Genomic DNA, 20,995 nt, shown 5'->3' on the forward strand with positions numbered 1-20,995 from the left:
CAGTATACGGTAACTTACTAGTAATAGACTCTATACGCTAGTCCATTTACGTTTGTCATCTATTCGATTTGTCAATTTTAATTCATCCAGCAATTCTAAAAATGGAATCAAATATTTTCGTGAAACATTTAAAGCTTCTTTTGCCTCTTTAAGTCCAAATGTATGGTCTGTTTGTTTCTGCAGAGTAGAAACTGCCTGTTCAACAGCCGTATGGTGGATAAGCATATCATCGGATATCCAGTAAGCTTGTTTGGTATGGGCGAGATAAAAAGCCAGTTCCGAACTATCGTTATTCGAAATAGGGGTGCCCTTAACGTATTCCTCCCATTTCTTAACCGCAATACCATCCTGCTTTACACCAGCAATAATCCCCTCCATCCTCACTTTCCATTGCTTGGGAAGGTGTGGCTGGAATGACACTAAAGCAACAAACTGTTCTACTTTTTTAAGTTCTTCACGGTCATAAAACGTACTCAAGCTAAATTCAACAAATGATTGTGGATATATTTCGCTGAATGATTGAACTAGTTCCGCCTTACTGATTCCAAATCTCATGGGATATGTTTCATGATAGCTTTTAAGCTTTGCTGTAATTTCAGCTTTCAACCTTGTAAACGTTTTTACTAAGCTGTATCTTTGTCTGGAAACCTCGATGAGATATCCCTCTTCCACTGCCTTTTTGATAGTATCCTTAACCACTGGTTCATCAAGTGAGGTATATTTTATAATCGCTTTTATATCTAACAACGTGTATTTAGTTAATACGTCTGCAATTAAATCTTCCGGTGTGCCTTCCATTTTATTACGCAACATTTCAATCGTTTCAGAACCAAAACGATACTTTTGGCCTTTTGGTTGAATTACCAAACCTCCTCCTATGGTTTCCACAGGGCTCGGCCTTCTTAAAATGAATCGATCACCCCGTCTGACCACAACCTCGTCATCTAACCTAATTTGGCATAACACTTCTTTATTCGTCTGCTCCAATTCATTTCGATCAAAAAGAACAATTTTGCCCATTACTTCTGATGTACCAACGTGAATCTTTACAGGCGAACGCTGCTTAATTGGCGTGAATTGATCGCTTATTACTTTTAATGCAACATCAATGGTATCCGTTACTAAAAAGTGGTCTGAAGCTACGAGTACATCTCCTCTACTTACTTCTTCCTTACTTACTCCGCCCAAATTTATCGCTGTCCGTTGACCCGCTCTGGCCTGATCCTGGTCCTCATGATGGACTTGAATTTGTCTCACTTTCACTCTGTTTCCTTCTGGAAGAATTCGTAACTGAGACCCTTTTTGAACGATACCCTCGTATATGGTGCCTCTGACAATTGTTCCCTGTCCCTGCACAGTAAAGACTTGATCAATTGGTAAGCGGAACGAGCCAAAAGCATCGCGGAACGCGACCTTTTTTAATGCGCTAAAAATTGTCTGTTTCAGCTTTTCTATTCCATTACCAGATAGACTGTCAACATATACATAAGGAGCATCATGAAAGATTGTTCCCTCTAACCCATCCTTAATATCTTCTGTTACAATATCCAACATCTCTTCATCAACACGATCTTTCTTTGTTATGGCAACGATACAATGTTCGACACCTAAAAACTGTAATATTTCTAAGTGTTCTTTCGTCTGTGGCATAACCCCTTCATCTGCAGCAATCACTAAGACTACCAAATCAATACCGGCTACTCCTGCAATCATTTTACGTATAAACCGTTCATGCCCAGGTACATCAATAATTGATACATGCACGCCATCTTCAGTTTGTAATGGTGCATAACCAAGTTCTATGGAAATACTTCTCGCTTTTTCTTCCTTTAACCGATCTGTATCCACGTCTGTTAGTGCTTTTGTTAATGTTGTTTTACCGTGGTCAATATGCCCTGCCATACCTATCGTAAAATATGTATCGTCCATTCTCACCACACGCCTTCATTCTTATATAGTAATACTTTCACTTTAATCTTCCATAGCAGTTATTTCAAGAATGATGATTTTTTTTGACACTACTAGTATCGGAAGAGTCCTCTGTTGCTTAAGCAAGCACACGGCTTGCGCTTACTTAAGATTCGTTATACTATTATACAAGCTTGGTTATATTAATATTACCTAGGTTCAGATGGGGTTGGATGGGTGACTGGTGTCCTCCTGGGTCTTCAAAACCCTGAGGGGCCTGCGTGTCAGGCTCGGTGGGTTCGATTCCCACACAGTCCCGCCATACATATAGTTTCCAATAGAAAGTAATCTACTAAAAAAGCAAGTTAGGAGACAAACTAACTTGCTTTTATATATAGAATAATAAAGGATTGATTTAATGAAAATTGTACTAGCATCACCAAATTTTCACCAGCCACGTGGAAATACTGTAACAGTTCAAAGAATCGCAAATAATTTAACTGAATTTGGTGTTGAAGTGGAAATTATTTCAACTACTGAAAGTGCTCAGAAACCCTTCCCAGTTTCAGACCTTGTACATGGGTTCCATGCTTATCGTTTCTACACATTTATGCAGCGTTTAGGTGCGAACTTTGATCCATATGTAATAACTTTAACAGGAACAGACCTAAATCATGATCTTTTTGATAAGGAAAGACGAAATGACGTTCTAGCATGTTTAACCAACGCTAAAGCTATCCATGTATTTGATAACAAAGCAAAACAAACCTTAATTAATGAAATACCCAAGTTACAGGATAAAATTTTTACAATTGCGCAAGGAAGCAGTATTTTTCCTGAAAGTAATTCCACAAATAAAAAAGAAAAAGATACCTTCTTATTTGTATTACCAGCTGGAATAAGAAAAGTAAAAAATCTCCCAGCTGCAATAGACATGCTTCGTGACCTTCACGAAAAGGTCCCGCAAGTTAGACTTTGGATTGTTGGGCCCGTTCTTGAAGAAGAGGAAGGATGCGCTATTAAAGAACTTGCAGAAAAACATAAAGATTGGCTAGACTACCTTGGTCAACTGCCCCATCTGGAAATGGGATCTATTTACGAACAGGCTGATGTTGTCCTCAACACATCCCATGCAGAAGGACAACCTTCTACTATTATAGAAGCGATGAGTTATGGTATACCTGTATTAGTATCTAATATACTAGGAAATAGCAGCATCGTTTCTCATGAAAAAAACGGATTTCTATACAGTGATCGAAACGAATTCCTTGCTTATGCTGAGACAATAATGAATAATTATTATGAAATAAAACAAACGATTGGCCAGTCAGCTAAACAATATATTGCCAGGAACCATTCGGCTGATGAAGAAGCAGAAACTTTGCTTAAAATTTATAGTAATATTCTGCACTAAAAGAATTTATTTTTATGAGTTACGAAAGGAGACCGAGTGAAATGTCTAGAGAAGAAATTAAATTAACATCTTTATCAAGCAAAGGTGGTTGAGGATGCAAAATTGGTCCTGAAGACCTGGCGCAGGTTCTGCGTCACTTACCAAAATCTGTAGATGATCCAAATTTGCTAGTTGGCTTAGACACATCAGATGATGCAGGTGTCTACAAAATCACCGATGACATAGCACTCGTCCAAACTTTGGATTATTTCACTCCTATCGTTGACGATCCTTATATGTTTGGTCAAATTGGAGCAGCAAATGCATTGAGTGATGTGTATGCCATGGGTGGTAAACCAATTACCGTTATGAACATCGTTGGCTTCCCGATTGATACACTTGATAAAAGCATTCTGGCAGACATCCTATTGGGAGCTTCTGATAAAGTCAAAGAATCAGGGGCTGTTCTAGTCGGCGGACATTCGATTGATGACCAGGAACCTAAGTTCGGACTATCTGTAACTGGTACAATCCATCCAGACCGAATCAGGTCTAACGCAGGTGCAAAGCCTGGCGATCGACTAATTTTGACAAAACCGATTGGAGTTGGGATTTTAACAACTGCAATTAAGAATGATCTTCTTAATAAAGAAGAAATAGACGAATTAATGAACGTCATGGCGACACTAAATAAAAGTGCAGCCGAAACAATGGAGAATTACAATGTCAATGCTTGTACAGACGTTACTGGGTTTGGACTCCTTGGTCATACCCTGGAAATAGCTAAGGGAAGCAATGTCGGTATCACGATATCAAATAAGGATGTTCCAGTTCTTTCAAAAACAAAAGAATTAGCAGAACAAAACATTATTCCCGGTGGCTCCCGTAAGAATCACAAATGGCTTTCAGGAAATATTGAATATGACCAGAACATTAGTGAGGTAGAACAGCTAATACTCTGTGATGCTGTTACATCTGGAGGGTTACTCATTTCATTGCCCGAAGCTGAAGCAGCGTCACTGCAACAAAAACTGCGTGAAAACAATGTACAATCAGCAATTATTGGTCACGTCACTGGAGAGAATTCAGGTAGAATTACTGTAATCTAAAAAATGAGGACTCGATTCGGGTCCTTATTTTATGATTTGAAAACATATAAAGCGAGGTACATAAAATGAAAAAATGGATTATTATAGTTGTCTCAATCAGTTTAGCCCTTTTTCTAACGGCGTGTGGTGGGGACACAAAAACGGAAAGCTCAGATAAAGAAGCAATGAATGAAAAAGACGCTTTTACAATCGGTGTAATTCCTGTTCAAACAAAAGGTGCAATGAAAGAAGCAATGGATAAGCTGCAGTCTCTTCTCAGTGAAAAGTTAGATCGGGAAGTTTTGATTGAAGTCTTCCCAGATTATAACGGCGTCGTTGAAGCAATGAATTACGACAAGATCGATATGGCCTACCTTGGACCATTAACATACGTTATTGCCCACGAAAAAAGCGGGGCGAAAGCAATCATAACACAGCTTGTCGACGGGGAACCATTTTATCATTCCTATATTATTACGCAAAATGATAGTGAATGGGAATCATTAGACGATTTACTTAAAAATCCAGAAACAATTGATTTTGCCTTTGGGGATATAAATTCTACTTCAGGATCTCTTATCCCGTCTATTGAGTTAGAGAATCATGGCGTTTATAAGTCGACAGAAAATCATAAGTTTAATTCCATACGTCATACTGGTTCACACAATGCGACAGCACTGACCGTTCAAAACGGAGATGTTGATGCAGGTGCAATTGATAGTGCAATATACAATCAATTAATCGACTCCGGTATAATCGATGAGAAAAAAGTAAAAATCATTTGGAAATCTGATAAACTTTTCCAATACCCATGGGCAGTTCATAAAAATACTGACAAAGAAACTATCAAAGATCTAAAAGAGGCATTTCTGGCAATTGAGGATCAAGTGATACTGGATGCTTTTGGTGCAAGTGGATTCACAGAAGCAAGCAACGAAGATTATGAAAGTATACGAAAAGCAGCAATAAAACAGGGAATCATTAAAGAGTAGGATTGATCATAATGTGGTTTAAAAGAAGAAATATTTTTACCTTCGTTCTATTAGCCCTATCAGTTTATATCAGCATGAGGCTAACAGAATTCGATTTGACAAAATTCAAAGACTTCCGAAATATGATTGATTTTCTATCACAATGGTTTCCAATGGACTTCTCTGGAATTCAAGGCTTATTGTATGATGCTGTTGAGACATTAGGGATGGCATTTTTAGGCAGCTTTTTTGGACTGATCATTGGACTTCCAATCAGCTTTCTTGCTGCTCGAAATACAGCACCTTTTAAGTTTCTGTTTCACATCACCCGAGTAGTTCTTAGTTTTGTTCGATCCATTCCGGAAATAGTTTTTGGGTTAATCTTGCTAACTACACTCGGTCTCGGTCCGTTTCCTGCTGTTCTGGCAATTATGTTTCATAATATAGGTGTACTGGGAAAATTAATATCCGAGCTTGTAGAATCGGCTGATCCCGGACCTCAGGAAGCGATGAAAGCAGTTGGTGCGAAAAATTGGGTCGCTAATCTATTTAGTATTTTGCCGCAAATCTGGCCAAATGTTCTTTCTCACTATTTTTATCGATTTGAAGTGGCGATCCGAACATCACTTATTTTGGGTTTCATTGGTGGTGGCGGGATTGGTCAGCGACTATTTAATGATTTTAAAATCTTTCAGTATTCCTCCGTTTCACTCGATGTGTTAATCATTATGATAATGGTTATAATTGTTGACTTTATGGGCAGCCATGCGCGAAACAAAATCATATAAGCGGATAAAGGTGGTCAGGCAGATGATTGACATGAAGAATATGGCAGTACACTATTCAGGTACTGAACTGGAGGCTCTCTCTAACATTAACTTATCCTTTAAACAGGGAGAATTTATCTGTATCTTAGGAAAAAGTGGTGCAGGTAAATCAACATTCATTCGCTGCTTAAATGGTCTGCAAAAGCCGACAAAAGGTGAAATTCATCTAGATAGCCATCCAATAACCAATCTTAAAGGAGAGGCACTACGAAAGACAAGACGTGAAATGGGAATGATTTTTCAACACTTTAATCTAATTCCACGATTAAGTGTGTTACAAAATGTTCTAACCGGAACGTTCGGTTATCGTTCCTCTTTTAAAAATATGATTGGATGGTTTAAAGCTGATGAATTAGACCAGGCGAAACGAGTTATTGCTGATATGGGACTCTCCCAAATGGTAGATCGTAAAGTTGAAAATTTAAGTGGTGGCCAAAAACAACGAGTAGGTATTGCTCGTGCGTTGGTACAAAAGCCCAGAGTCTTACTTGGAGATGAACCTGTTTCTAGTCTAGATCCTGGGACCGCTAATCATATTTTTGTACTGCTAAAAGAAATCCATGAACGCCTTGGTTTACTTACCGTTATTAATGTCCATGATGTAGAACTTGCGAAGCGCTATGCCACTCGTATTATTGCCTTAAAAAATGGTGAAATTATCTTTGATGACAAACCAGAGAATTTCACTGGTGAAGCATACCATAATACGTATGAGTCTAAGCCTCAACATTCGTTTAGTACTTAGAGATATTAAAGGAGTGACTACAATGATTAAAAGTCCTTGAGTGGTTGACCAAACAAGAGTCGTGTACGGCTCTTCTAACCCAACTATTATCACTTCCATTCCCAGTTCCAGTGAGAAGTCCGTCGTTCTTACCTTTGATGATGGACCCAGCAGAATTTTACCGGAGATACTTGATGTCCTGAAAAAGGAAAATATTCCAGCTGTCTTTTTTTGGCAAACACGTCTCCTGCACGATAAAAGACCCTGGAAAAGAGTGCTAGAAGAGGGACATTTGATTGGAACACATACAACAAAACATGTGAATTTGACTAAACTTCCCTACCATAAACAATACAAGGATATTAAAAGTAGTATAGAAAAGATCCAAGAAATAACTGGTACTGAAGTAAAATATTTTCGACCGCCATTTGGCCAGTTCAACAACGATACAATTAAGGCAGCTAAGGAATTACATGTAACACCTGTTATGTGGAGAATCGCTTCAATTGACTGGGAGCTTAAAAACAACCCCCAGCAAATCATAACAAATGTTCTTGAGAACTTGGTAGGCGGCTCAATTATCCTTCTTCACGAATTACAGCAGACTTTAGAAATGCTCCCAGAGTTAATCAAAGCAATTCAAGAAAAAGGCTATCACTTTAAATTGCTGTGAAAATCAAAAAAGGTGTCCATAAATTGGGAGTCTACGATACGTAGTACCCACTTATGGACACCTTTATTGTTCTTATCTAGCTCAGTTCCTGGCAACTCGAAACATAAGCACGTCGTTTGTCGACATAACCTGTATTGACCGCCCTACTTGTAACTTGTCCTATCTTTCAGGGCGGTGCATATTGTTATTTATGACAAAGCGAATTCTTTCACTGGCTCTTCTGACATAAAACCAATTGAGCGTTCTACTTCTTCTCCGTCTTTGATTAGAACTAAGGTTGGAATACTCTGTACCCCAAACTCTTGAGCTAAATCCGATGATTTATCAACATCTACATAATAAAAATCAACCGTATCAAGCTCTTCAGCTACGCTTGAGACCACCGGCCCCAATTGACGACAGCCTGGTCACCAATCAGCCCCGAATTCCAGAACAAATGGTTTACTGTCATTTTTAATAAGATCATTGTATTCTTGTAAATTAATACTTTTAGTCACTTTTAAAACCTCCTGATTCTAAGTTTCTTTATATATTTCCTTATTATTTTATTATTTATCCCACTGTACTTCAAATTTCATGTTTTTAAACTTTTATACACCATTTGTTCGTTTACATAATTACTGTTCTTTGAGTAAAAACTAACTTGAAAAATTTATTAGGGGGTTATTTTATATGGCTAAATCACAAAAGGAACCACTCCATTCAGGGGAGGTTTTTAATCTCTGGTCATATTTGTATGATACAAAATCAACGTTAGTTACATTGCAAATTTTAACTAACCATACTGGTGATAAGGATTTAAAAGCTTTTCTGGAGGATGTTACAGAAAACAGCTTCACGCAAGAGGAACAACAGGTTGAAGCTATCCTAAAGGAAGCAGGAATTAGACTCCCACCTGCCCCTCCAGATCGTCCAAATGTTGAATTACAAGATATACCAGCCGGGGCTCGTTTTAACGATGCTGAAATTGTTAAACTTATTCAAAAAGAGTTAATTGCAGGCAGAATATTATGTAGTTATATAATGGGGATCTCTATCCGAGAAGATATCGGGACAATGTTTGAAGAGTTTCACACACAAAGAGCCGAGTATGAAAGTAAGCTTTTAAAATTAACAAAAGAAAAAGGCTGGATAGCATCCCCGCCAACTAATGTTAAATAAAATATGAATGCTTCAGGAGTGAGAATAAGTGGCATCTAAAGGTAAAGGCATGATAATTGCCGCAATAGGGTCAATTCCCTTGATCATGACTTTAGGAAATTCTATGTTAATCCCCATTCTTCCAGCTATGAAATCTGATTTAGGTCTATCTCAAATGAAAGTTAGTCTTGTTATAACTGTTTTTTCCATAGCTGGAGCTATTTTTATCCCATTCGTTGGATACCTTTCAGACCGCTTTTCAAGGAAGATCATAATTCTGCCTTCCCTTATCCTTTTTGGGCTTGGTGGACTTCTAGCAGGGTTTGGAGCAAATTTCCCTAGTCCATATACATGGATATTAATTGGACGGGTCTTACAAGGAATTGGAGCTGCTGGGACTGCTCCGATAGCGATGGCATTAACTGGGGATTTGTTCAAAGGGGGTGAACAAAGTCGGGTTCTCGGTATTTTTGAAGCATCAAATGGACTCGGTAAGGTTGTATCACCCATATTGGGGTCACTATTAGGTTTATTGGTTTGGTATTCTGTATTTTTTGCATTTCCAGCAATTTGTTTAGTTTCTATTTTGTTGGTTTGGATTTTTGTAAAGGAAAAAAGTAATCGACAAGCCCCACCTCCTTTTCGTAAATATGTAAGAGGTCTATTAGGAGTATTTAAGCATGAAGGAAGATGGCTTTTCACTACTTACCTTGCTGGAGGAACCTGCTTATTCACTCTTTTTGGAATTTTATTCTTCCTGTCGGATATCTTGGAAAAAGAATATAAAATAGATGGTGTAAAAAAGGGGCTGATTTTAGCAATCCCTCTAATTGTAATGGTAACAACGTCCTACTTAACTGGAAGCAGAATAGGCAAAAATCTTGAAAAGATGAAAAAGTTAGCAATAATTGGTTTTGCTTTAATGACACTGTCCTACAGCTCGCTGATATTTTTTGAAAAACTCATCCCTTTCTTATCGGTACTTGCTATCAGCAGTGTTGGTGCTGGCCTTATTCTGCCATGTGTAAACAGTATTATAACTGGAGCGGTTAGTAAAGAACGAAGAGGTTTTGTTACGTCTTTATATGGATCTGTCAGATTTCTCGGAGTTGCAGCGGGGCCTCCAATTTTCTCTCGTCTTATGGAATGGTCAACAAATGGCATGTTCCTATCGCTCGCCATTTTTACGCTTATCGTAGGACTACTTGTTTTACTGTTGATTCGTGTTAAGGGTAAAGATGGTAAAGAAAATACAAACACTGCTGTAAGGTACAGTTATATGTAAGTAGAATGGATTAAAAAGATCAAGTTTTTTTACGCCAGCTGAGTTTGTATGAGGGAATGAATTCAATACGGCAGATGAAATCAACTACAGTAGTAGAAATCCATTGGCTTATCAGAGCCAACAAAATAATTTCCCAGCTAATAACTGCAGCTGTGACGACAAAGATAAGTGAATTAAGTATGAACAATGGCTTACCTGGAAGAATATTACGACCATTTGAAATTATGATAGCAATAACACCGAATCCGCCGTTGGAAACACCCTGTCGCATAAGAATACCTATTCCGATTCCAAGGAGAATTGAGCCAACAACAAGATCTATGTACAAATTTCGATTCGTTACTGATAAGTTTGCCTGGAAGAAATCTACGGATAAAGATGTCATCGTTATTCCAGCAAATGTCCAAACCGCAAAACGTTTACCAAGTATTTTAACTCCAAACAGGAGCATAACTGAATTTACAATCCAGAGTGCAGGTCCCATACCAATCTCCAACCAATAGTGCAGCAATATCGCGATACCACCTGCGCCCCCTGAGGGTATGGACTGAGGAAATAAAAACAAACCCATTCCTAATCCCTGCATCGCACCACCAAATAATACTAGTCCATTTTTCATTATGAATTGATTCACTTAAAATTCCTCCTGAGGGAACGAATTGTATTGGACAACTCCTTCTATCTTATTCAAGTGATTCATAATAATGATTGTGAAACATTCCTTGATATATGCAATACACGACAAATAAAGTGAAGAATACATTCGTGTATTCTTCACTTTATTACGTTATTTTTACACTTAATATTTGTTAGTAAACCATTTCACCATCATGGTAAAATTTAAATTCCAATAAGTTATTGGCAGGATCTACTAAAAAAAATGTCATATGTTCTTCTTGTTTTCCTTCAAATCTTACCATTGGCTTCTTAAAAAAAGGAAGATCTTCGGCAATCGCAAATTCCAGTGCCTCATTGTATTCTTCCTTTTCTAAAAACGTAATACCGTAATGGCGTGGATACATTTTAGGATTTTCATCTACACTATTTGGACTCAAATGACATACAACCTGGTCACCGTAAAAGTCAAAAGTAGCACGGTCATCATACCTTCTGGCAAGCTTGCAACCCAATTTTTCATAAAATTCAACCGTTTCGTCCAATTCCTTACATGGTATCGCTAAATGAAATACTTTATTAACTTCTCTCATTCTATTATTCCTCCCTACTTATGTCCCGAAGAGATGAAACGTATCAGACCGCAATCCTAAACGCAACGTCTCTAATGAAATAACATCTAACATAGCTATATTGGCAAGGTTTACATTTGGTCCAACCTGTTCAATAAAAAACGTTTGCATCTGTTTATTTGGTGCTTCAAAAATTAGTTTATCAAGTGAAATACCAGAATCAATAATCTGATCAAAAATATCCATTCTAATAGCACCGTCTTCACTACATATACCACTTGAACCACTTTCTCTTGCTTCTGTAATTACTTTTGCAGCACCAGCCTCTAAATCTTCGTGTATATTCTCTAGCCATTCTGCAGAATCCTGGTCATTCGCTTTATCTGCGTCCTTGTCTCCAACCTCACTAAAGACTGTAAATTCACGGGAAAAGTCGGCAACAAAACCCGCTTTTTCATGATTAGATAGTGCTACAGTCCCATTTGAAATTTCAACATAACTGCACTTATACTTTTTACAATAATTATAAAACTCATCAATTTTGTCCTGATTTAAAAACTTTTCAAACAAAGTACCTCCGAAAAAAAAATCCACCCCGTGTTCAGTTAAGTAGTCTATTTTCTGTTCCAAAGAATCAGTAACCAGTGATGTCCCCCATCCAAATTTAACCAAATCAATGTAAGCATTAGAGCTCTTGATTGTGTCTAAAAATAAGTTCAAAGGCGCTCCATTATCAATTAAAATAGTTAAACCTTTTTCTCTCGGTTTTACTTCTCTTTTTGGCAGAATCAATCCTGTTTCTGTCATATGTTAACCCTCTCAATCATTGGTAATCTGTTCTTTTGGCTAACTTTCATTACAAAGCCTGAATCAAATTCCTTTATACAGGTAAAAATATCCTCCCGCATAAACCCAATATTCTCTTCGTTAAAAAATTTTTCTGCGACATGCGAACATTTGATTCTGTTTATAACTTCATCAGCCAATATAGAATTTGACCCTTCTAAAATGCTTTTTATATATTCAGCACAGGCAAGATCATCGTCTCCACTTGGATGAGAAGCAATGATATTTACAGTCATTTGCTTATTGTTGTTTAGACTATCTCTAACATACTCCGCTGTTTTTCTGGCATTAGTAAAGCCTGTAACATATAAGTGCTCGGATGCTAAACAGTTAAGCGTTGCTTTTACACCGTTTGTAGTCTTTTGTACGAGCGTTTTCCCAACTAGAAACTCCTTTTGAATACGGAATGGAGAGTTGTCTAAATCGAATCCCTTAACTGCCAAACCATTTACTTCACCTGCCAACAGAAAATCAGGGTTTTCCTGTTTGATTTTTATTGCCTGTTGTACTGAATCAGCCAGAAAAATTCTATTTGCCCCACCTAAGAAAGCAACATTAGAAACTGTAAAGGCCCGAATAACATCAATGACAATTGTAATAGTTGCAGGTATAGACGGGGTTTCACTCCCTTGAAATATATTAATCTGCACCTGGGATTCCCCCTAACTCATACAAAAGTATATTCGCCTAGGCTTTAAGCGTTCCAAATTTGACAAATCAAATTAAGGAAACAAAAATAGGCTAGTTTTCCTTTAACAATCCATATTCCCATTGAATACATTGACTTAAAGGCAGAAGCCTATTTCATTGTTTCTTCTATAGAAAGAATAAAATCAAAAAAATGTAAAAAGGCGATGAAAGTTATGGAGAACAAATTAACTTATGATAACTGGAACGACAAAGTTATAGATAAGCTGAACAATGAATTATCTGATTTCATGAATGTAATTAAGTGGGCCTTCAAGTTATATGATGACAAAATTATATATGCTTGCAGCTTTGGCGCAGAAGGAGTAGTTCTGACTGATCTCATCGCTAAGGTTAATCCACAGGCAACAGTAGTCTTTTTGGACACTAATTTACATTTTAAAGAAACCTATTCTTTAATCGAGAACATTAAAGAAAAATATCCTAAACTTCGTATTAAGCTTGTTGAACCATCATTGACTTTAGAAGAACAAGCAGCTAAACATGGCGATAGACTTTGGGAGAGTAATCCCAACACGTGCTGTAGTATTAGAAAGATCCAACCATTACAAAAAGAGTTATCCAATGTAGATGCATGGTTTTCTGGTTTAAGAAGGGAACAATCAATCGATAGGAAACAAACACAATACATTAACAAGGACAATAAGTTCAAAAGAATCAAGGTTTGCCCTCTGATACATTGGACATGGGATGACATCTGGTCTTACATTCAGTTAAATAATTTGCCTTACAATGAGCTACATGACAGGAGTTACCCGAGTATCGGCTGTACAATGTGTACCCTTCCAGTGGAAGCCAAAGCCGATGCACGATCTGGCAGATGGTCAAATTTCGAAAAAAAAGAGTGTGGGCTGCACCAAACAAAGTAGGGGCTGTTAACATTGATAACAACAATACTCTTATTTACTGTTTCTTGCTTCTTTGCAATCAATATTGGAGCAAGTGGTGCAGCAGCTTCGATGGGAATTGCATATGGATCCAGCGCTTTGAAACACAGAAAGATTGCATTGTTGATTTGTGCATTAGGTGTCTTTCTAGGAGCAGTAGTTGGCGGAGGCGAAGTTGTAAAGACACTTGGTTCAGAAATCATACCTGAAACCGTTATCTCCATAAACATTGCACTTATTATCCTTGCTTCGGCTTCTATATCCTTATTTCTGGCGAATCTTAACGGAATTCCTTTATCAACCAGCGAGGTTACAGTGGGATCTATTGTAGGTGTAGGAATTGCCTTTCAAGTGCTAATCGTGGACACTTTGCTGATAATTATCATGTACTGGATTTTTGTCCCCTTCGTTGCTTTTTTATTAGCCTATGTAACGAATAAAGTTATTAGAGTCGTAGAAAGAAAGTCACCATTTCTCTCTCGTGGCAAATGGCCGAAGCTTCTCGCTGCGCTAGTTATTATAACAGGTTTTTTCGAAGCATTTTCAGCAGGGATGAATAATGTAGCCAATTCAGTGGGCCCTGTCGTAGCTGCTGGGCTAATTACGATAAACCAGAGAACGATAATAGGTGGATTATTCGTTGCTTTGGGTGCACTTTTCTTTGGTGGAAATGTACTAGAGACAAACGGCAAGAGAATTACAAATCTGAATTTACTACAAGGGGGAGCGGTCTCTGGGATTGGTGCCTCCTTAGTAATTATCGCCTCCCTCTTTGGTATTCCGGTACCACATACCCAAGTTACAACATGCAGTATCTTAGGTGTTGGGGCATCAGATATGGGAAGAGAGATCTGGAAAAAGGCGATCATTGCTAAACTAGCAAAAACCTGGGTAATTTCACCACTATTATCACTCGTGATTTCGTATAACCTAGTAAAAATATTTGTAGGATTTGATTTTACAGGTGTTGGAATACTGTTTATTCTAATTGCCATTGTTTACGCATTAAATTTATGGCAACCCAGCAAGAAAACAGTACCACTATATAAGGAAAAGGTAAGTATTATCAAAAAAGTAGGAGGAAATTGACATGATTGAACCCCACGGCGGTTTACTTGTAAATAGAGTCAATACAAATTACGACGTTGATTTTGAAAACGAAGTCGTTCATTTAGATCAAACCGCCTTAAGTGATTTAGAATTACTAGCGAACGGTGCATTTAGTCCATTAACTGGATTCCTATGCCAAATAGACTATGAATCTGTTATTCAATCAACGAGGCTTGCCAGCGGACTTCCATGGAGTATTCCAATTACATTACCCGTCAACACAGCAAAAGCAGACAAAATTGAAATTGGAGATTCTGTCAATTTAATGTATAACGACATGGTTTATGGTGTGATTTCGGTTAAGGACATCTATGTTCCAGATAAGACCTTAGAAGCAGAACTAGTTTATCAAACTACTGATCCGCAACACCCTGGTGTCATGAATTTATTAGAACGCCCTAACACTTATATTGGAGGTCCTATCACGTTAGTTGCCTATCCAAAGAAAAGTAAGTTTCGTGAATATTATTTAGATCCTGCTGAAACCAGAAACCAATTCGCTAAGCTTGGTTGGAAAACGGTTGTTGGATTTCAAACACGTAATCCAGTGCACCGAGCCCACGAGTACATTCAAAAATCAGCATTAGAAACTGTAGATGGATTGTTTCTTCATCCTCTTGTCGGTGAGACTAAATCAGATGACATACCCAGTGATTTAAGAATGGAATGTTACCATACCTTACTTGAAAATTATTACCCGAAACAACGTGTGTTTTTAGCCGTATTTCCAGCCGCTATGAGATATGCAGGTCCTAGGGAGGCTATCTTTCATGCACTGGTCAGAAAAAATTACGGGTGTACTCATTTTATAATCGGGCGTGATCATGCCGGTGTTGGCGATTATTATGGAAGCTATGATTCTCAAAAGACTTTCCAGAACTTTACCGAAGATGAAATCGGGATAAAAATAGTTTGCTTTGAAAACAGTTTTTATTGCAAAAAATGTGTAAGTATGGCAACAGCAAAAACATGTCCACACAACTCGAACTATCATATTTCCTTATCTGGTACTAAAGTGAGGGCAATGCTTAGTGAGGGGAAAATGCCTCCAGAACAATTTAGCCGTCCAGAAGTAGCAAGTAAACTCATTGAAGGAATGTCAAAAAAAGTTATTGAAACGAGGTAATAATTATGATCCAGCAAAATCTTGTCTGGCACCCACCTGCCATAACAAAGGTGGATAGGCAAAAGCTAAATAAACACAAAAGCTGTGCACTTTGGTTTACAGGGTTTTCCGGTTCAGGTAAATCAACACTGGCTAATCAGTTAGATTGTGAGCTGTACTCATTAGGGGTTAAAAGCTATGTACTTGATGGCGATAATGTTAGGAAAGGATTAAACAATGATTTAGGATTCAGCCCTGAAGACCGGGTAGAGAATATACGAAGAGTAGGTGAACTAGCAAAGCTTTTTGTTGATAGTGGCCAAATTGTTATTACGGCATTCATCTCTCCATATCGTAAAGATCGTAACCAGGTTAGAAGTAACTTTGAACAGGAAGAATTTATGGAAATATTTATTGAATGCCCTTTAGATGTGTGTGTGAGTCGAGATCCTAAAGGTCTGTACCAAAAAGCAAGAAATAACGAAATTCGTGATTTTACTGGGATTGACTCACCATATGAACCTCCTGTAAACCCTGATTTAACAATAAATACAGAAGAATATACTGTAAAAGATGCTGTTCAGACAATAGTTACACATCTGCGAAATAAAGGGATCATAGATATATAAAATTTATTTTTTAGAATACCCCATCTCGTTTAAAGTGGGGTATTCTTATATGGAAATGTGATAAAAAACCCACAAGCTATTGATATGGTATGGATTTTTAAGTGTATACAAGTATATTTAAGCAAGACCTCCGCATGAAATAGGTTCTTCACCCTAATCCGAAATAAATCTAACCTCTTTACTATTTAATCGTTCTTAATCCATCTGTTAAAACATATTAATTTAATGAACATCGCTCGATGGTTAACCGAACAGTTATTCTTTTGTAGAAGTGTACAAATAAGTACCAATATAAAAGGAGGTAGTTGTCAGTGGCAGGCATCAGAAAAGTGGGGTTACTTCCACAAATTTTGATTGCTTTTGTTCTTGCTATTTTTGCTGGGATTATTTTTGGTCCTAGTATTGACGTAGTTCAACCATTAGGGGATTTATTTTTACGTCTTATTAAATTTATTATTGTACCTTTAGTTGCATCTTCTTTAATCGTAGGTGTTGCCAGCACTGGAAACTTGAAAACACTAGGAAGAATAGGTGGAAAGACAATAATTTACTACTTAACCACCACTTTAATTGCTGTTAGCATTGGAATAATGGCAGCTTTGTTGTTTTCACCTGGTACCGGTGTTGATATTTCCACTACAAGTGTTGTGCCAGAAGCAAATGATACTGGTGGTTTTATCAATGTGCTGTTAAATATTATCCCGACCAACCCGATTGCCAGTTTATCCAGCGGAAATATCCTGCAAATTATCTTCTTTTCTATTTTCTTGGGTTTAGGTATAACAATCGTTGGAGAAAAGGCAGAGCCTGTGTATAAATTTTTTGATGGTCTCGCAGAAGTTATGTACAAAATCACATGGATTATTATGAAGCTTATTCCTATTGGTATATTTGGTTTATTAGCACCGATCATAGGTGAATATGGTCTTTCCGTGCTGCTTCCTTTGATAAAGTTAGTTTCAGTGGTTGCCTTCGCTTGTATTTTACATGCGCTTGTAACATATTCAATCGGTGTAAAAATGCTGGGGAAAATTAACCCAGTGCAGTTTTTCAGAGGAATTGCCCCTGCTACTCTCGTGGCTTTCAGTACCCAAAGTAGTTCAGGAACTTTACCAGTAACAATTAAATGTACAGAAGATAATTTAGGTGTTTCAAAAAAAATATCAAGCTTCGTTTTACCATTAGGTGCAACTATCAATATGGATGGTACATCACTTTATTTAAGTATCGCCGCCCTTTTTACTGCTCAAGCATATGGAGTAGAGTTAACTGTTGGGCAAATTATGATGATTGTTCTTATCGCCACTTTAGGTTCTATAGGTGCTGCCGGAGTTCCAGGAGCTGGATTAATTATGTTAGTACTGGTTTTAACCGCCGTTAATTTACCGTTAGAAGCAATAGCCTTAATTGCCGGAGTAGATCGTTTCATGGATATGTTCCGGACTGCTGTAAATATAACAGGAGACGCATCAGGAGCTGTTATCATCAATCAATCTGAAACCAAGTTTAACAAAAATTCATTAGAGTCATCTTAATAATTTTAAAAGCTGCTTTCTTATAAAGGAAGCAGCCTTTGTATCTAGTTAACTGTTTTTTGACTCTTTCTTTTAATGAGGAAACCAATTGTAACCAGTAATACTCCAAAAGCTAAAAAAGCCAAGTCATAGATTAAGGGATTTTCAGCTGCCGGTCTGACACGATGAACCTGAAGGATATGATGATCAACAATACCTTCTACTAGATTAAATGCCCCACCACCTACAAAGATTCCACCTACAAAAGTTTTCAAGCTGTAACCAAGCTTGCCATTTCGTGCATCTTGAAAAATTTTAATTCCACCCCAGATGAGTAAAATAGAAAAAACTATTGTAAACAACCCATCTGTTATAATTTCAAGCTTTACATTGGGATGATCTACCATGTGGTGCCATTGCAGTAGCTGGTGAAAAACAATTCCATCCACTGCACCCAGTAGACCTAAACCAAGTATAAAAGATGCTAAAAATAAATTTTTCTCAGCTATACTCACATACATCACCCTTTAGTTACTAGTATTAATTAACATTAATACCTAAAACGCACGATAATATACATATTAATACAGGACGGGTAACTGCAGTTAAATAGTTTGAGAACAAGGTTGTTAGCTCTACTATTGCTTAACTAATTTATTTATTTGCTGTTTTCTTAAAGATTGTTGTTTTTGACAAAAAATCTATAAACTTCGACATAACTTACCGCTACGGAAATACACTACGCGCACCTTAGGGCTTGCGCTGAGCCTCCTCGCTCGCAAAGAACGCTCACTGTGGGGTCTCCATCGTCTTCGCTTTCGTGGCCGCTGAAAAACTTAAATATGGTACAAAATGTGTCGATCTACCATCGCATCTTCGAATATACTTCGCGCACCTTAGGGAGAGTGCCGAGCCTCCTCGGACTACCGTCCTGCGGGGTCTCGTCGATCTCTTACTTCCCGCAGGAGTCTAAGTGTACTTCCTTCGCTGGTACGGTGCTTTGCAAATTCGTTTACCTGATTCATTAAATTACACAATAACCATTCACTAATGAAGCAGTTGATTGAAGCGTAGGGCAGTCGACTCCTGCGGGAAAAACAACAGCTGAAAATCCCGCAGGAAGTGGTTTTCTTCCGAGGAAGTTGAAGCGTTGCCCGCGGAAAGCGACTGCCTGGAACGGAAATCAACATAGCAGTTACGTCGCGATTTACATCAACTGTGAAGATTAAAAGCAACAAAGCTAACCCAGTTCCCCATTCCAATCGTTCATACCACCAACCATATCTTCAACTTCGTAGCCGAAAGCCTCTAATATACCGCTGGCAGCTTTGCTTCGATTTCCCGAACGGCAAACAACAATGTACACTTTGTTTTGATCTAATTCATCCTTACGCAGTGGCAGCTGACCCAATGGTATATGCTTTGCCCCTATAATTCTACCCTCTTCAACCTCAGCTTTTTCTCGGACATCTATTATATTGACTTCTTCCATTGCCCTGATGCGCATAGCTAATTCTGCTGGTGTAATCTGTTTTGCCATTATCACACCACCTTTCTTATTTTATACCCACGCACTCATTCCACCTTTGACATTCGTTACATTTACAAAACCTTGTTTTTTTAATAGTTTAGATGCCTTTATACTTCTCATCCCACTCTGACAAATAACAACCACTTCTTTATTTTTATCAAGTTCAGAAGATCGTTTAGCCAATCCAGATAATGGTATATTTTTAAATGGTTTCCGATGACTCCCCTGATACTCTCTAAGTGTTCGTACATCGATAAACTGTACATTCCTGTCCTTAAATTTAGTTTTTGCTTCCTGTGTAGTTACATTTGAAATCCCTTTAGCTAGCATGAATTTTTTTACAATAAACCACGCTACAATAATTAAAAAAAGCCATTGGATGATTGTTTCCATTTCTGTATCTTCCTCCTTCAATATATATTAGTCCTAAAATTCCCTATCAGCTACTCCTAAAATCAGGATTACCAACGTCTGCCGTGAAAATTTTTGTATTTATATATTTCCATTGATGCTTGTTAGCAGTTGCAATACAAAACCGTTTATTAATTCACGTGTCGTCACACATATTGAAGAAATTAATGCCCTATCAATCGTCATATACTCATACCTGTACAGGTATTAACCCACTAAAAAAAGGTTGCGATAATACGCTTTACCCAGTATATACATCAATCATAGTAACTTGTCATCTATATTTCTTATCGACTCTTTACAAGTAAATTAACAGCTTCTTTAATAAGATCTTCAGAGCTTTCACCCTTTTCTTTCTCCTCACGGATACATCTTTCAAGGTTCGTACTGACAACCAATGCAGCGGTTCGGTCAATTGCGGTTCTTACAGCTGACATCTGTGTCACAACGTCTCGGCACTCTTTATCTTCTTCCATCATTTTTAATAATCCTCTAACCTGACCTTCAATACGCTTCATTCTATTTACAACCTGAGTATCGTATTTCATTTTTATTGCTCCTTTCATTTTTTTTTGCCAAACAATATCCAACAATTCGGATTCCTTTTCGTTGAAGAATTCTGGCACTTAAATTTCTTTCCACATTATTTGATGCAATAATGACAACCTTTTTATTTGGCAAATCACGAAAATGTCGCTTTAAATATGGAAGTGGGAGACAATACGTGTTATCTGATGCCCCACGGAATGAAGTCTGGTAGTCTCTAGTATCAACTATTACCACATCTTCTTCAAAGCAGGATAAATAACTTAAATCAAGTTTAACGATCCCAATGACTGGTACGTGTCTTTGATAGAGAAACAACAAGAAAATTGTTACAATAGATATTATTACTATACTCATTGTTCTCTCCTTTGCAAAAGTATTATAGCATTATATTATACCCTCATAGGTATTTTGTCAAACAAAATAAACAGCAACTGTGATAGTTGCTGCATTGAGCCTAACAAACGTAACCTTCTTTTGGATAATCCTAATACAAATTAATTAAGTGATCT

24 protein-coding genes and 1 tRNA gene are annotated in these 20,995 nt (G+C 37.6%); 14 read left to right on the forward strand and 11 right to left on the reverse strand.

From position 1 onward, the window contains the following. Positions 1-30 precede the first annotated feature (30 nt). Entirely contained in the window at positions 31-1,929 is a 1,899-nt protein-coding gene (selB, locus tag ACOI1D_RS10950) for a selenocysteine-specific translation elongation factor (RefSeq protein WP_422501326.1), read from the reverse strand. Positions 1,930-2,133: 204 nt separating this feature from the next. On the opposite strand from selB, the gene ACOI1D_RS10955 reads away from it, so the two are divergent. The 7 genes from ACOI1D_RS10955 (at position 2,134) to ACOI1D_RS10985 (ending at position 7,584) form a co-directional block, all read left to right on the forward strand. Further along, a tRNA-Sec gene (locus ACOI1D_RS10955) sits at positions 2,134-2,230 on the forward strand. Between the two features lie 96 nt (positions 2,231-2,326). Next, positions 2,327-3,322: a glycosyltransferase family 4 protein gene (locus ACOI1D_RS10960; protein ID WP_422501327.1), complete on the forward strand. Its 996-nt coding sequence runs from the start codon at positions 2,327-2,329 to the stop codon at positions 3,320-3,322. 41 nt (positions 3,323-3,363) lie between these two features. After that, the gene (gene selD, locus ACOI1D_RS10965) at positions 3,364-4,410 is read left to right on the forward strand and encodes a selenide, water dikinase SelD (RefSeq protein ID WP_422501328.1); all 1,047 of its coding nucleotides are present in this window, start codon (positions 3,364-3,366) and stop codon (positions 4,408-4,410) included. Positions 4,411-4,475: 65 nt separating this feature from the next. Then, a complete protein-coding gene (gene phnD, locus ACOI1D_RS10970) occupies positions 4,476-5,381 on the forward strand; it encodes a phosphate/phosphite/phosphonate ABC transporter substrate-binding protein (protein WP_422501329.1) in 906 nt (301 codons plus the stop codon). Positions 5,382-5,392: 11 nt separating this feature from the next. Beyond that, positions 5,393-6,148: a phosphonate ABC transporter, permease protein PhnE gene (phnE, locus tag ACOI1D_RS10975; RefSeq protein ID WP_422501330.1), complete on the forward strand. Its 756-nt coding sequence runs from the start codon at positions 5,393-5,395 to the stop codon at positions 6,146-6,148. Positions 6,149-6,170: 22 nt separating this feature from the next. After that, entirely contained in the window at positions 6,171-6,932 is a 762-nt protein-coding gene (phnC, locus tag ACOI1D_RS10980) for a phosphonate ABC transporter ATP-binding protein (protein ID WP_422501331.1), read from the forward strand. A 40-nt stretch (positions 6,933-6,972) separates the two neighbouring features. Then, on the forward strand, positions 6,973-7,584 hold the full coding sequence (locus tag ACOI1D_RS10985) for a polysaccharide deacetylase family protein (protein ID WP_422501332.1): 612 nt from the start codon (positions 6,973-6,975) through the stop codon (positions 7,582-7,584). A gap of 188 nt (positions 7,585-7,772) precedes the next feature. Here the strand turns inward: ACOI1D_RS10985 and ACOI1D_RS10990 are convergent, their stop codons facing one another. Then, positions 7,773-7,976, reverse strand: a complete 204-nt coding sequence (locus tag ACOI1D_RS10990) for a thioredoxin family protein (RefSeq protein ID WP_422501333.1) — start codon at positions 7,974-7,976, stop codon at positions 7,773-7,775. A 280-nt stretch (positions 7,977-8,256) separates the two neighbouring features. On the opposite strand from ACOI1D_RS10990, the gene ACOI1D_RS10995 reads away from it, so the two are divergent. Next, complete coding sequence (locus ACOI1D_RS10995; RefSeq protein ID WP_422501334.1) at positions 8,257-8,745, forward strand: DUF3231 family protein; 489 nt, start codon at positions 8,257-8,259, stop codon at positions 8,743-8,745. A 49-nt stretch (positions 8,746-8,794) separates the two neighbouring features. Further along, the gene (locus ACOI1D_RS11000) at positions 8,795-10,009 is read left to right on the forward strand and encodes an MFS transporter (RefSeq protein ID WP_422501347.1); all 1,215 of its coding nucleotides are present in this window, start codon (positions 8,795-8,797) and stop codon (positions 10,007-10,009) included. A 19-nt stretch (positions 10,010-10,028) separates the two neighbouring features. On the opposite strand, the gene ACOI1D_RS11005 is transcribed toward ACOI1D_RS11000, so the two are convergent. The 4 genes from ACOI1D_RS11005 to ACOI1D_RS11020 form a co-directional block, all read right to left on the reverse strand. After that, the gene (locus tag ACOI1D_RS11005; RefSeq protein ID WP_422501335.1) at positions 10,029-10,643 is read right to left on the reverse strand and encodes a YitT family protein; all 615 of its coding nucleotides are present in this window, start codon (positions 10,641-10,643) and stop codon (positions 10,029-10,031) included. 175 nt (positions 10,644-10,818) lie between these two features. After that, positions 10,819-11,217, reverse strand: coding sequence for a VOC family protein (locus ACOI1D_RS11010; RefSeq protein ID WP_422501336.1), 399 nt, complete (start codon positions 11,215-11,217; stop codon positions 10,819-10,821). 18 nt (positions 11,218-11,235) lie between these two features. Continuing rightward, positions 11,236-12,003 carry a phosphosulfolactate synthase gene (locus ACOI1D_RS11015; RefSeq protein ID WP_422501337.1) on the reverse strand — a complete coding sequence of 256 codons (768 nt, stop codon included), beginning with the start codon at positions 12,001-12,003 and terminating at the stop codon, positions 11,236-11,238. Then, entirely contained in the window at positions 12,000-12,692 is a 693-nt protein-coding gene (locus ACOI1D_RS11020) for a 2-phosphosulfolactate phosphatase (protein WP_422501338.1), read from the reverse strand. Before ACOI1D_RS11020 ends, ACOI1D_RS11015 begins: the two co-directional genes overlap by 4 nt. A 213-nt stretch (positions 12,693-12,905) precedes the next feature. Here ACOI1D_RS11020 and ACOI1D_RS11025 point away from each other — a divergent pair, with 213 nt between their 5' ends. The 5 genes from ACOI1D_RS11025 (at position 12,906) to ACOI1D_RS11045 (ending at position 18,016) form a co-directional block, all read left to right on the forward strand. Then, a complete protein-coding gene (locus ACOI1D_RS11025) occupies positions 12,906-13,619 on the forward strand; it encodes a phosphoadenylyl-sulfate reductase (RefSeq protein ID WP_422501339.1) in 714 nt (237 codons plus the stop codon). A gap of 12 nt (positions 13,620-13,631) precedes the next feature. Beyond that, on the forward strand, positions 13,632-14,726 hold the full coding sequence (locus ACOI1D_RS11030) for an inorganic phosphate transporter (protein WP_422501340.1): 1,095 nt from the start codon (positions 13,632-13,634) through the stop codon (positions 14,724-14,726). Further along, a complete protein-coding gene (sat, locus tag ACOI1D_RS11035) occupies positions 14,722-15,873 on the forward strand; it encodes a sulfate adenylyltransferase (protein ID WP_422501348.1) in 1,152 nt (383 codons plus the stop codon). Before ACOI1D_RS11030 ends, sat begins: the two co-directional genes overlap by 5 nt. A 5-nt stretch (positions 15,874-15,878) precedes the next feature. Continuing rightward, the gene (gene cysC, locus ACOI1D_RS11040) at positions 15,879-16,481 is read left to right on the forward strand and encodes an adenylyl-sulfate kinase (RefSeq protein ID WP_422501341.1); all 603 of its coding nucleotides are present in this window, start codon (positions 15,879-15,881) and stop codon (positions 16,479-16,481) included. A gap of 320 nt (positions 16,482-16,801) precedes the next feature. Next, the gene (locus tag ACOI1D_RS11045; RefSeq protein WP_422501349.1) at positions 16,802-18,016 is read left to right on the forward strand and encodes a dicarboxylate/amino acid:cation symporter; all 1,215 of its coding nucleotides are present in this window, start codon (positions 16,802-16,804) and stop codon (positions 18,014-18,016) included. 44 nt (positions 18,017-18,060) lie between these two features. Here ACOI1D_RS11045 and ACOI1D_RS11050 read toward each other — a convergent pair whose 3' ends face one another. The 5 genes from ACOI1D_RS11050 to ACOI1D_RS11070 all read right to left on the reverse strand — a co-directional run bounded on the left by ACOI1D_RS11050 (position 18,061) and on the right by ACOI1D_RS11070 (position 20,840). Next, on the reverse strand, positions 18,061-18,516 hold the full coding sequence (locus ACOI1D_RS11050; RefSeq protein WP_422501350.1) for a DUF2243 domain-containing protein: 456 nt from the start codon (positions 18,514-18,516) through the stop codon (positions 18,061-18,063). Positions 18,517-19,235: 719 nt separating this feature from the next. Next, positions 19,236-19,535: a rhodanese-like domain-containing protein gene (locus ACOI1D_RS11055; RefSeq protein WP_422501342.1), complete on the reverse strand. Its 300-nt coding sequence runs from the start codon at positions 19,533-19,535 to the stop codon at positions 19,236-19,238. 21 nt (positions 19,536-19,556) lie between these two features. Further along, positions 19,557-19,919: a rhodanese-like domain-containing protein gene (locus ACOI1D_RS11060; RefSeq protein ID WP_422501343.1), complete on the reverse strand. Its 363-nt coding sequence runs from the start codon at positions 19,917-19,919 to the stop codon at positions 19,557-19,559. 305 nt (positions 19,920-20,224) lie between these two features. Then, positions 20,225-20,485, reverse strand: a complete 261-nt coding sequence (locus ACOI1D_RS11065) for a metal-sensitive transcriptional regulator (protein ID WP_422501344.1) — start codon at positions 20,483-20,485, stop codon at positions 20,225-20,227. Next, complete coding sequence (locus ACOI1D_RS11070; protein ID WP_422501345.1) at positions 20,457-20,840, reverse strand: rhodanese-like domain-containing protein; 384 nt, start codon at positions 20,838-20,840, stop codon at positions 20,457-20,459. The genes ACOI1D_RS11065 and ACOI1D_RS11070 overlap by 29 nt, the downstream gene beginning before the upstream one ends. Positions 20,841-20,995 lie beyond the last annotated feature (155 nt).

It is taken from the genome of Virgibacillus sp. DJP39, from assembly GCF_049310925.1.
Lineage (GTDB): Bacteria > Bacillota > Bacilli > Bacillales > Amphibacillaceae > Virgibacillus_F.

Excerpts from the sequence above, each read along its gene's own strand:
- selB (WP_422501326.1), bottom strand. The coding sequence starts at position 1,929 with ATGGACGATACATATTTTACGATAGGTATGGCAGGGCATATTGACCAC.
- ACOI1D_RS10960 (WP_422501327.1), top strand. The coding sequence starts at position 2,327 with ATGAAAATTGTACTAGCATCACCAAATTTTCACCAGCCACGTGGAAAT.
- phnD (WP_422501329.1), top strand. The coding sequence starts at position 4,476 with ATGAAAAAATGGATTATTATAGTTGTCTCAATCAGTTTAGCCCTTTTT.
- phnE (WP_422501330.1), top strand. The coding sequence starts at position 5,393 with ATGTGGTTTAAAAGAAGAAATATTTTTACCTTCGTTCTATTAGCCCTA.
- phnC (WP_422501331.1), top strand. The coding sequence starts at position 6,171 with ATGATTGACATGAAGAATATGGCAGTACACTATTCAGGTACTGAACTG.
- ACOI1D_RS10995 (WP_422501334.1), top strand. The coding sequence starts at position 8,257 with ATGGCTAAATCACAAAAGGAACCACTCCATTCAGGGGAGGTTTTTAAT.
- ACOI1D_RS11000 (WP_422501347.1), top strand. The coding sequence starts at position 8,795 with ATGATAATTGCCGCAATAGGGTCAATTCCCTTGATCATGACTTTAGGA.
- ACOI1D_RS11010 (WP_422501336.1), bottom strand. The coding sequence starts at position 11,217 with ATGAGAGAAGTTAATAAAGTATTTCATTTAGCGATACCATGTAAGGAA.
- ACOI1D_RS11015 (WP_422501337.1), bottom strand. The coding sequence starts at position 12,003 with ATGACAGAAACAGGATTGATTCTGCCAAAAAGAGAAGTAAAACCGAGA.
- ACOI1D_RS11025 (WP_422501339.1), top strand. The coding sequence starts at position 12,906 with ATGGAGAACAAATTAACTTATGATAACTGGAACGACAAAGTTATAGAT.
- cysC (WP_422501341.1), top strand. The coding sequence starts at position 15,879 with ATGATCCAGCAAAATCTTGTCTGGCACCCACCTGCCATAACAAAGGTG.
- ACOI1D_RS11050 (WP_422501350.1), bottom strand. The coding sequence starts at position 18,516 with ATGTATGTGAGTATAGCTGAGAAAAATTTATTTTTAGCATCTTTTATA.
- ACOI1D_RS11055 (WP_422501342.1), bottom strand. The coding sequence starts at position 19,535 with ATGGCAAAACAGATTACACCAGCAGAATTAGCTATGCGCATCAGGGCA.
- ACOI1D_RS11060 (WP_422501343.1), bottom strand. The coding sequence starts at position 19,919 with ATGGAAACAATCATCCAATGGCTTTTTTTAATTATTGTAGCGTGGTTT.
- ACOI1D_RS11065 (WP_422501344.1), bottom strand. The coding sequence starts at position 20,485 with ATGAAATACGATACTCAGGTTGTAAATAGAATGAAGCGTATTGAAGGT.
- ACOI1D_RS11070 (WP_422501345.1), bottom strand. The coding sequence starts at position 20,840 with ATGAGTATAGTAATAATATCTATTGTAACAATTTTCTTGTTGTTTCTC.